Annotated in this window: 9 protein-coding genes; 7 read left to right on the top strand and 2 right to left on the bottom strand. The window is 72.0% G+C overall.

Annotation, left to right across the window (positions count from 1 at the left end):
* Window positions 1-418: 418 nt before the first annotated feature.
* Genes JAO81_RS40785 through nirD form a run of 3 tightly spaced genes read left to right on the top strand, consistent with a single transcriptional unit; the run spans window position 419 to window position 4,525 of the window.
* Complete coding sequence (locus JAO81_RS40785) at window positions 419-1,618, top strand: NAD(P)/FAD-dependent oxidoreductase (protein ID WP_199553070.1); 1,200 nt, start codon at window positions 419-421, stop codon at window positions 1,616-1,618.
* 1 nt (window position 1,619) lies between these two features.
* Window positions 1,620-4,196, top strand: a complete 2,577-nt coding sequence (gene nirB / locus JAO81_RS40780; RefSeq protein WP_199553069.1) for a nitrite reductase large subunit NirB — start codon at window positions 1,620-1,622, stop codon at window positions 4,194-4,196.
* The gene (gene nirD, locus JAO81_RS40775) at window positions 4,193-4,525 is read left to right on the top strand and encodes a nitrite reductase small subunit NirD (RefSeq protein ID WP_199553068.1); all 333 of its coding nucleotides are present in this window, start codon (window positions 4,193-4,195) and stop codon (window positions 4,523-4,525) included. The genes nirB and nirD overlap by 4 nt, the downstream gene beginning before the upstream one ends.
* A gap of 25 nt (window positions 4,526-4,550) precedes the next feature.
* On the opposite strand, the gene JAO81_RS40770 is transcribed toward nirD, so the two are convergent.
* Window positions 4,551-5,138, bottom strand: coding sequence for a hypothetical protein (locus JAO81_RS40770; RefSeq protein ID WP_199553067.1), 588 nt, complete (start codon window positions 5,136-5,138; stop codon window positions 4,551-4,553).
* A gap of 265 nt (window positions 5,139-5,403) precedes the next feature.
* Between JAO81_RS40770 and JAO81_RS40765 the strand changes: the two genes are divergently transcribed.
* The 4 genes from JAO81_RS40765 (at window position 5,404) to JAO81_RS40750 (ending at window position 9,439) form a co-directional block, all read left to right on the top strand.
* The gene (locus JAO81_RS40765; RefSeq protein ID WP_199553066.1) at window positions 5,404-5,991 is read left to right on the top strand and encodes a TetR/AcrR family transcriptional regulator; all 588 of its coding nucleotides are present in this window, start codon (window positions 5,404-5,406) and stop codon (window positions 5,989-5,991) included.
* Window positions 5,992-6,082: 91 nt separating this feature from the next.
* Window positions 6,083-7,576, top strand: coding sequence for an MFS transporter (locus tag JAO81_RS40760; RefSeq protein ID WP_199553065.1), 1,494 nt, complete (start codon window positions 6,083-6,085; stop codon window positions 7,574-7,576).
* Between the two features lie 71 nt (window positions 7,577-7,647).
* On the top strand, window positions 7,648-8,421 hold the full coding sequence (locus tag JAO81_RS40755) for an SDR family NAD(P)-dependent oxidoreductase (protein WP_199553064.1): 774 nt from the start codon (window positions 7,648-7,650) through the stop codon (window positions 8,419-8,421).
* 97 nt (window positions 8,422-8,518) lie between these two features.
* Entirely contained in the window at window positions 8,519-9,439 is a 921-nt protein-coding gene (locus JAO81_RS40750; protein WP_199553063.1) for an oxidoreductase, read from the top strand.
* 122 nt (window positions 9,440-9,561) lie between these two features.
* Here the strand turns inward: JAO81_RS40750 and JAO81_RS40745 are convergent, their stop codons facing one another.
* Window positions 9,562-10,032, bottom strand: a complete 471-nt coding sequence (locus JAO81_RS40745) for a group III truncated hemoglobin (RefSeq protein ID WP_199553062.1) — start codon at window positions 10,030-10,032, stop codon at window positions 9,562-9,564.
* Window positions 10,033-10,259: the final 227 nt, after the last annotated feature.

Genomic DNA, 10,259 nt, shown 5'->3' with positions numbered 1-10,259 from the left:
CCATTGCCCGTATGACAGGTACCCCGGACCGGCACCGACCCCACGACGAAGCTGCGGGCGGCAGCGCAGGGAGCGGAACCCCAGCCAAGGCACTATCAGGCAACGCACCCGCCCCCCACCCCAGCCCCAAACCCCACCCACCCCACACGCCACCCTCGACGGACCGCCCACACCCAGCCCGTCCGGCGCTTGAGGACATCCGAACGGAGTTCGGATCCAGGGGCCTGGGGGCGGAGCCCCAGTTTCAGGAAGGGGCGAGTAGGGGACAAGGAGCCCGCCGCAGGCGCCACCGGCCCGCACCCGACAACGAGACCGCACCCCACCTCACACCCCACCCCCCACCCCGCTGAGTTCCCCGTTCCCAACGGGAAACCGTGAGGATCCGGTGGGGCAACACCCGCCGCGCACCCTGAACGGCATGGGACAGCGCATCGTGGTCATCGGGGCCGGCACCGCCGGGGCACGGCTCGGCCTGCGGCTGGCCGGGAGCGACGCAGACGTGACGCTCGTCGGGGCCGAGCCGCACGCCCCGTACAACCGCGTGCTGCTCGCCGACGTGCTCGCGGGCCGCTATCCGGCCGAGGTGACCGAGCTGCCGGACCCCGGTCCGGTGCTCCAGGACCGTGTCGTACGCATCGACCGGGCGGCGCGCGAGGTCCACCTCGCCGACGCCGGGCCCCTCCCCTACGACTCCCTCGTCCTCGCCACCGGCTCCAACCCCGTGCTGCCCGCCCTGCGGGGCCTGGCCCAGGGGCTGCCGGAGAACGTGCACGCCTTCCGCACCATGGACGACTGCCTGGCCCTCGACGGGGCGGTACGGGAGGGCGCGCGCGCCGTCGTCATCGGCGGCGGGCTGCTCGGTGTGCTGTGTGCGCAGCCGCCCGCGGAGGGCGGCGCGCAGGTGGTGCTCGCCCAGGAGGGCGTGCCCCTCATGGAGCGGCAACTCGACGCCGAGGCGGCCGAGTTGGTACGGGAACATCTCAAGCTCCGCGGCGTCGAGGTGCACACCGAGTGCCGTGTACGGGAAGTGCGGACGCGGGGCGGCCGGGCCGTCGGCGTCGCGCTCGCCGACGGGTACGCGCTCGACGCCGATCTCATCGTGCTGGCCTGCGGCGTGCGGCCCAGCACCCAGCTCGCCCGCGAGGCCGGACTCGACGTCCGGAGCGGCATCGTCGTCGACGACGAGCTGCGCACCAGCGACCCCGCGATCCACGCGATCGGCGACTGCGCCGAACACCGCGGCCGCACCTACGGACTCGCCACGCCCGCCCTCGAACAGGCCGACGCCCTGGCCGACTTCCTGCAGCAGAAGGACAGCACATACGAGGGCACCCGCTCCCTGACCCGGCTGACCCTCAGCGACGCGGGTCAACTCCCCCTGGATCTGGCCACGTTCGGCGATCCGTCGATCCGCGAGGGCGACGACGTGATCCGGCTGACCGACGCCACCCGCCGCACGTACCGCAAGGTCGTCGTCCGTGACGACCGGCTCGTCGGCGGGGTGCTGCTCGGTGAGCTCGGCGCCGTGGGCGCACTCGCCGACGCCTGGGATGCCGCAGAGCCGCTGCCCCAGGACGCATCACTGCACCATCTGCTCACCCACGACGGAGGCTTCTGACATGCCGCCCATCCTTCCGGCCGCCGATCGGCCCACCCTTCTGCTCGTCGGCCACGGCATGGTCGGCCAGCGGTTCCTCGAGGCGCTCGTCGAGCGCGGTGTCGCCGACAGCCACCAGGTGGTCGTGCTGTGCGAAGAGCCGCGCGCCGCGTACGACCGCGTCCATCTGACCTCGTACTTCGAAGGCAGGAGCGCCGAGGAACTCTCCCTCACCCCGGCCGGCTTCATGGCGCGGCACGGCATCGAGCTGCACCTCGGCGAGCCGGCGCAGAGCGTCGACCGCGCGGCGAAGACCGTCACCACACGCGGGGGCCGCGCCTTCGCGTACGACATCCTGGTGCTCGCGACCGGCTCGTACCCCTTCGTGCCGCCGGTGCCGGGCAAGGACGCCGAGGGCTGCTTCGTCTACCGGACGATCGAGGACCTCGAAGCGATCGAGACCTACGCCAAGGACGCCACCCAGGGCGCTGTGGTCGGCGGCGGGCTTCTGGGGCTCGAGGCGGCCGGCGCGCTCAAGGGACTCGGGCTGACCACGCAGATCGTGGAGTTCGCGCCGCGGCTGATGCCCGCGCAGGTGGACGAGGGCGGCGGCGCGGCGCTCCTTCGCACCATCGAGCGCATGGGGCTCGATGTGCGGACGGGCGCGGGTACGCAGGAGATCGTCACCGACGAGGCCGGCCGCGTCACCGGGATGCTCCTGACGGACGGGACACAACTGCCCACGGATCTGGTGGTGTTCAGCGCCGGCGTACGGCCGCGTGACCAGCTCGCCCGGGATGCCGGCCTGGACGTCGGCGAGCGCGGCGGGATCAAGGTCGACGAGGAGTGCCGTACGAGCGACGACGCGGTGTACGCGATCGGCGAGTGCGCGCAGACCGTGGACGGGAAGGTGTACGGGCTCGTCGCGCCGGGCTATGCGATGGCCGAGGCGGCGGCGGACGCGATCGCCGGATTCCCTGGCTCGTTCACCGGGGCCGACATGTCGACGAAGCTGAAGCTGCTCGGCGTGGACGTGGCCTCGTTCGGCGATGCGCACGGCGCCACCGAGGGCTGCCTCGACGTGGTCTACGCGGACTCGCGCTCGGGCACGTACAAGAAGCTGGTCGTCGACCCGGAGGGCGTGCTGCTCGGCGGCGTGCTCGTCGGTGACGCCGACGCGTACGGGATGCTGCGGCCGCTCACCGGCTCCGTGCCGCCCGTCTCCCCCGAGCAGCTGGTCCTCCCGGCGGGCGCGGGCGGTCCCGTGAGGCTGGGCCCGGACGCGCTGCCCGACGAGGCGGTCATCTGCTCCTGCCACAACGTCACCAAGGGCCAGATCTGCGCCTGCGGCACCCTGCCCGAGGTCAAGCAGTGCACCAAGGCCGGTACGGGCTGCGGCAGTTGCGTCAAGACGATCCTGCAGCTGCTTCCGCAGAGCGGCGACAAGGGTCTGTGCGGCTGCTTCGGCCATACGCGGGCGGAGCTGTACGAGATCGTCCGGGTCAAGCGCATCACCTCGTACGCGCGACTGCTCGACGAGCACGGACGGGACGCGGCACGCGGCACCGAGGGCTGTGAGATCTGCAAGCCGACGGTCGGCTCGATCATCGCCTCGCTCGCACCCGCGATCGGCGCGGACGGCTACGTCCTGGCCGGCGAACAGGCCGCGCTCCAGGACACCAACGACCACTTCCTCGCGAACATGCAGCGCAACGGCTCGTACTCGATCGTGCCGCGCATCCCCGGCGGCGAGATCACCCCCGAGAAGCTGATCGTGATCGGCGAGGTGGCGCGCGACTACGGTCTCTACACGAAGATCACCGGCGGCCAGCGCATCGACCTCTTCGGCGCCCGCGTCGACCAACTCCCGGGCATCTGGGCGCGGTTGGTGGACGCCGGGTTCGAGTCCGGTCACGCGTACGGCAAGGCGCTCCGTACGGTGAAGTCCTGTGTCGGGCAGACCTGGTGCCGTTACGGCGTGCAGGACTCGGTCCGTATGGCCATCGATCTGGAGCTGCGCTACCGGGGCCTGCGGGCACCCCACAAGCTGAAGTCGGCGGTCTCCGGCTGCGCGCGAGAGTGCGCGGAGGCCCAGTCCAAGGACTTCGGCGTGATCGCCACGGCGAGCGGCTGGAACCTGTACGTGGGCGGCAACGGCGGCATGACCCCGCGCCACGCGGACCTCCTCGCCCAGGACCTGAGCGACACCGAACTGATCCGCCTGATCGACCGCTTCCTGATGTTCTACATCCGCACCGCCGACCGTCTGGAGCGCACGGCGAGCTGGCTGGAGCGCCTCGAGGGCGGCCTCGACCACCTGCGCGAGGTGATCGTCGAGGACTCGCTCGGGCTCTGCGACGAGCTGGAGTCCCTGATGGCCGCCCATGTCGCGGGCTACAGCGACGAATGGGCCGAGACCCTGCAGGACCCCGAGCGGCTCGCCCGCTTCGTGTCCTTCGTCAACGCGCCCGGCACACCCGACCCCACCGTCCAGTTCGTCGCCGAGCGCGACCAGATGAAGCCGGACCTCCAGGTCCTCGAACCGGGCGCGCCCGTACTGATCCCGCTGACCCCCGAAGGAGCGCTGACCGCCCGATGAACCTTCAACTCAAGCTGGACGACGCCTGGTTCACCGTCTGCCCGGCCGGCGCGGTGCAGCCCGGGCGCGGGGTGGCGGCCCTGCTCCCGGACGGGCGCCATGCGGCGCTCTTCATCGACCGCTCCGGACGGGCGTACGCCATCGACAACCGCGACCCGTTCACCGGGGCGTCGGTCCTGTCGCGAGGGCTCCTCGGCTCGGCCGCCGGACGCGCCTTCGTGGCCTCACCGCTCCTGAAGCAGCGCTTCGACCTGGAGTCGGGGCGGTGCCTGGACGACGAGGAGGTCGCCGTCCAGGCGTACGAGGTGCGGCTGGGCGGTCAGCAGTAGGGACCAGCGGTCCGCGGAGGGCCCGTCACCAGTAGAAGGGACCCTCCGCGCGCCAGGTCATCTTGCCGAAGACGTCGTTCTCCTCGGGGGTCGAGATCGTGATGTTGCTGACCTTCAGGCCGTACTGCACCTTCGAGCGCCCCTCGGGACAGGTGAAATCGACGGGCGCGAAGTTCAGGAAGAAGTACGGCCCGAACTCCCGGGTCGGATCCGAGCGATGGGCGCCGACGACCCAGTTGGCGCCGCCCTGGTAGTAGACGTGGCTGAGCGTGGTCTGCGTGGTGCGCACCACGAACGAGCTGCCCCAGTCGAAGCTGCCGTCGGCCGCGGTGCACCCGAAGGTTCTGGCGGTGTCCGCGTAGGCGTCGAATCCACCGCTGCCATAGTTCCCCGCGATGTACCCCGGCAGCTCGCGCACCCCGTGCAGCGTCGCGCTCACGGTGAATCCGCCGCAGCCCGACGTCGGGTAGTAGTGGTGGTAGATCAGCCCGCACTGGCGTGGCCCGCTGATGGCGCCGGGATCGGGGTCATAGACGGGCCTGGGCACGAGCCCTTCGTGCTTCAGGGTCAACGCGAGCCCGCCCGGCTCTTCGGCCCGCACCTCCACGGTCACGGCCTGAGCCTGCGCGCTGCCGGTCCCCGCGCATACGAGGCCCAGCGCGGCGGCTGCCGCGACGAGCCCCCGTACCAAAGCTCTTCTTCCTGCTCTCCCGTTCAACTTCCCCCCAGATACGTCGAATTGGACGATGCGCACCCGACGGTAACGGGAGCGCTCCCACATCGCCACGCGAATCACCCGCTCCGTTCGGAGGCCCTGCTTCCCCGACGCCGGAAGCAATACTTGACCGATCGTTCCGGATAGATCTATGGTCATCCACATGGCCCGCACCAAGGAGTTCGATCCCGACGCAGCGCTGCAGGCCGCCATGGAGCTGTTCTGGCGGCGCGGCTACGAGGCGACTTCGATGGCCGATCTCACCGCGCATCTGGGGATCGGGCGGGCCAGCCTGTACGCGACCTTCGGCAGCAAGCACGAGCTGTACCTGAAGGCCCTCGACCGCTACGGCGAGACAAGGGATCCACTGCTCGTCGAAGAGCTGTCACAGCCAGGCCCCGTACTGCCTGCCGTACGCGAGGTGGTGCGGCGGTTCGCCGATGAGGCCGCGGACGAGACGACCCGCCTGGCCGGCTGCCTGGTCACCAACACCGCGGCCGAGCTCGCCGCACACGACCGGGACGCCGCCCGCAGGGTCGAGCGCAGCTGGGAACACCTGGAGACACCCCTGCACGCCGCGCTCACCCGGGCGCGGGCGCAGGGCGAACTGCCCGCGGACAGCGAACCGCTCGCACTCGCCCGGATGCTGGTCGTCCTGATGCAGGGGCTCCGCGTGGCCGGCAAGGCGTCCAGCGATCCGGGGCGCGTGCGGGATGCGGCCGAGCAGGCGCTGAAGCTGCTCGGCGGCTGAGCTGCGGCTCGTACGAGAAAAGGGGTGCCCCCGGCGGCACCCCTTCCTTACGCCTCAATACTGAACCGATCGGTCAAGAAAGAGGGGGATCATGACCGCGCTCCACCAGCCCTGCGCCACCGGCGCACCGAACCCGCAACTCACCGGCCGCACCCGCGCGCCGGACCCGGCCGGCGGCCCGGACCTCATCAGCCCACCCGCTCCCCCACCTCGCTCGCCTCCCTCACCTCCCTCACCTCCCTCGCCTCGCCCGACCGCCCTGGCCTTCGCCCTGCTCGGCACGGTCCAGGCCACGCTGATCTTCACGCTCGCCGCCCTGGCCGTCCCGCTCCCGCGTATCGGGCGCCAATTCGGCCTGGCACATGCCGACTTGATCCTGCTCAGCGCCTCCTACGGGCTCGCCTTCGCGGGCCTGCTCCTGTTCGGCGGCCGGCTCGCCGACCGGTACGGAGGGCGGCCGGTATTCGCCGCCGGGCTCCTGGTCTTCGCCGCCGCCTCGGTGCTCGTACCGCTCGCGCCGACGTATCCGGTGCTGCTCGGCGCACGGTTCGGGCAGGGTGTGGGGGCCGCGCTGACCGCGCCCGCCGCGATGGCCCTGCTGCGGGCGCTCTTCCCCCAACCCGCCGCCTACGGACGGGCGATGGCGACCTGGGGCGGGCTCAACATGCTCGGCGCGACGGCGGGCAACGTCCTGGCCGGGGTCGCCACGGCGCTGTGGTCCTGGCGCGCGGCGTTCGCGGTGCCGGTGCTCGTGGCCGGCGGGGCGCCCCCCCCCGCCCCGGGGGTGCTCCCGGCCCGCTCTCCGAGGAGCGGGCCGGCCGAGCCGCGCGCCGGCCTCGACCTCCCGGGCGCGCTGCTCGTCACCGCCGGTGTGACGCTGGCCAGTTACGGACTCGTCGTCTCCGATACGTACAGCTGGATCTCGTATCCCGTACTGGTGCCGCTGCTCGCCGGCGCCGCGCTGCTCACGGCCTTCCTCGCGGTGGAGCGCCGGGCGCGCGATCCCCTGCTGCCGCCCCACTTCCTGCGGGACGGCCGGCGCGCGGCCGGGCTGCTCGCGGTAGCGGTGACGGCCGCGGGCGCCTCGGTCACGTTCGTGGTCCTCTCCCTCCAGCTCCAGGAGCAGCGGGGGTGGTCGGCGCTGGAGACCTCGGCGGTGTTCGTGCCGTTCGCGGTGGCGCAGCTGGCCGCCGGACGCGCGGCCGGGCCGCTGATCGCCCGGATCGGGGCGGCACGGACCACCGCGGGCGGGCTTGTCACGGCTGCCGCCGGGCTCGGACTCATCGCGCTCACCGGGCTCGCCGAGCACCTCCCGTACGCCTACGGACTGCTGCCCGCCACGCTCCTGCTGCCGGCGGGCGCCGCCGTGGCCTTCGCGGGGGCGGCGGTGCTCGCCACGGACAAGGTGCCGGCCGCGCAGGCCGGGCTCGCGGGCGGGGTGTTCAACACCGCGATGGAGCTGGGCGCGTCGGTCGTGTTCGCGGCGGCGCTCTCGCTCGGCGGGGACACGGGGTCCTTCGCCGCCCTGGCGGCCGGGTTCGCGGTGCTTGCGCTGGTCAACTCGCGTGTGGGCAGGCGTCGTTGACAGCTCCCTGACGAGAGTTCCCTTACCGATATCTCCATTCAGCAAAGCCCTCCACCGATGCAGGAGTCACCATGACCATCACCCGTACCCGCTTCACCGGACAGTCCGTCCTCGTCACCGGTGCCGGCTCCGGCATCGGCCGCGCCGTCGCGCTCGCCTTCGCCGCCGAAGGGGCGGATGTCGTCGTCGCCGGGCGCACGGCGGGGCCGCTCGACGAGACCGTCGCCCTGATCGAGGCGGCGGGCGGCGCCGCGTCGGCGGTGACCGCGGATGTCAGCAAGGCTTCCGACGTACGGGAGTTGGTCGCCGAAACCGTGCGCCGGCACGGCCGCCTGGACGTGGCCGTCAACAACGCGGGCGTCTTCCGCGGCGGCGGGCCGCTCGCCGACCTCACCGTCGACGACTGGCAGACGCTGCTCGACATCAACGTGACGGGTGTCCTGCACGCACTGCAGGCCGAGATCCGCGTGATGCGCGGCCAGGACGGCGGCGGGGCGATCGTCAACATCGCCTCCAACCTCGGCGCCCACACCCGCATCCCCGGAGTCGCGGGCTATCTGACCTCCAAGGCCGCCGTCTCCGCCCTGACCCGCGCGGCGGCGCTCGACCACATCGGCGACGGTGTGCGGATCAACGCGGTGAGCCCGGGCGCCTCCGACACCACGATGTCGCTCCAGCCGGGTGAGACGGAGGCCGAGCGGGCGGTACGGATGAAGGCGTCGAACCCGCTCGGGCGGGTGTCGAGCCTCGCCGAGGTCGCGGCGGCCGTGCTGTACCTGGCGTCCGAGGACGCGGCGTCCGTGGTGGGCACGGATCTGGTGATCGACGGGGGCTCGGCGGCCTGAGCCGGCCGAGTGCGACCCGGGCGGCTGGGCTTACCCGTCGGTAAGCCCGGCCGTACCCTGGCGTTCGACCGAAGTGCATCCTTCCGGAAGGACCGTCATGACCGCCTGGACCGCGCGCGACATCCCCGACCAGAGCGGCCGCACCGCGGTCGTCACCGGCGCCAACAGCGGTATCGGCCTGGCGGCCGCCCGTGAGCTGGCCCGGCGCGGGGCGCGGGTGCTGCTCGCCTGCCGCAGCGAGGCGCGCGGCAAGGAGGCGCGGTCACGGATCGTGTCCGAAGTCCCGGACGCCGAGGTCGAGTTCGCCTCCCTGGATCTGGCGGATCTTCAGTCGGTACGGGAGTTCGCGGCCGCCTTCGACGGTGAGCGGCTCGATCTGCTGATCAACAACGCGGGCGTCATGGCGCTCCCTTACGGGAAGACGGCCGACGGCTTCGAGACCCAGTTCGGCGTCAACCATCTCGGGCACTTCGCGCTCACCGGACTGCTGCTGCCGAAGCTGCTCGCGACTCCGGGCGCGCGGGTGGTGAACGTGTCGAGCGGGATGCACTTCCTCTCGAACATCGACATCGGCGATCTCAACTCGGAGAAGAAATACCGGCGTTGGGTGGCCTACGGCCGCTCCAAGACCGCGAACCTGCTCTTCACGCATGAGCTGGCGCGGCGCCTGGAGGCCACCGGCTCCGAGGTGGTCGCGGCGGCCGCGCACCCGGGGTTCGCGCGGACGAATCTGCAGACGGCGGGGGCGCGTATGGAAGGCCGGCGCCTCGCGGAACGTGTCGCCGGGCTCGGTACGCAACTCCTCGCCCAGTCGGCCGAGTCGGGCGCGCTGCCCACGCTGTACGCGGCGACGGCGCCGGGGGTGCGTCCGGACTCGTTCACCGGGCCGCGTCTGCAGGGGTGGCGCGGGGCGCCGGTGAAGTCCGTACGCGCGAAGTGGACTCTGAACGATGCGGCGGGGGAACGGCTGTGGGCGGCGTCGGAGCAGCTGACCGGGGTGACGTACGACCTGAAGTAGGCCGACCGTGCGTATGGCTCAGGTGGCGGTGGCGTGTGTATGGCTCAGGTGGCGGCGTGGTGCGTACGGCTCAGGTGGCGGCGTGGTGCGTACGGCTCAGGTGGTGGCGTGGTGCGTACGGCTCAGGCTGCGGCGCGCAGCTCGACCGCCGCGAGCGGGATGAAGCCGGTGCCGTCGCCCGAGGTGTCGAGGTGGCCACCGGAGAGCCGCTTGAGCATGGCGACCGCGATCCGTTCGCCCTGCGCCTTGGCGCGCTCGGCGTTCGGTCCCGCGTGCCGTCCGTCGATGGTGGCGTGCCACAGCTGGACCCAGCGGCCGAAGTGCTCGGCGGTCATCGGCTCGACGGAGTGCAGGGCGGAGTGCGGGGCGAAGGCGTTGCGCTGGTACTCGGCGCTGCGGAAGAGGGCGCGCTCCCAGAAGTCGGTGATCCGGGGCATGTGGATGTCGAGCCTTGTGCCGGCGATCTCCGTGAAGAAGGGGCCGATCTGGGGGTCCGCGAAGGCGGCCGTGTAGAAACGGCGCAGCAGGACGTCGAGATCGGCGCGGCCGGTTATGTCGGCGCGGTCGCGGGCAGCGAAATGCACGGGGTCCATCCTTCCACGGTCCGCCCTCGTGGTGGGCCCGGACAGATCCATAGGTCCCGGGTGTACGGGGCGGATGTCCCGGTCGGGGTTACCCCCACGGGGGCTCCGCCCCCGGACCCCTGGGTCGGGGTGCTGCTTCGTGTGCGGCTTTCTGCCGGTGCGTTGTGCGCCTGCGGTTTCGTCGTGGGTCGGGGCCGGGGTGGGGTGCTTGCTCATTCGGGCAATGGCACCGTTCC

It is taken from the genome of Streptomyces sp. N35 (assembly GCF_016464295.1).
Lineage (GTDB): Bacteria > Actinomycetota > Actinomycetes > Streptomycetales > Streptomycetaceae > Streptomyces.
This window is presented reverse-complemented; position numbering and strand designations above follow the sequence as displayed.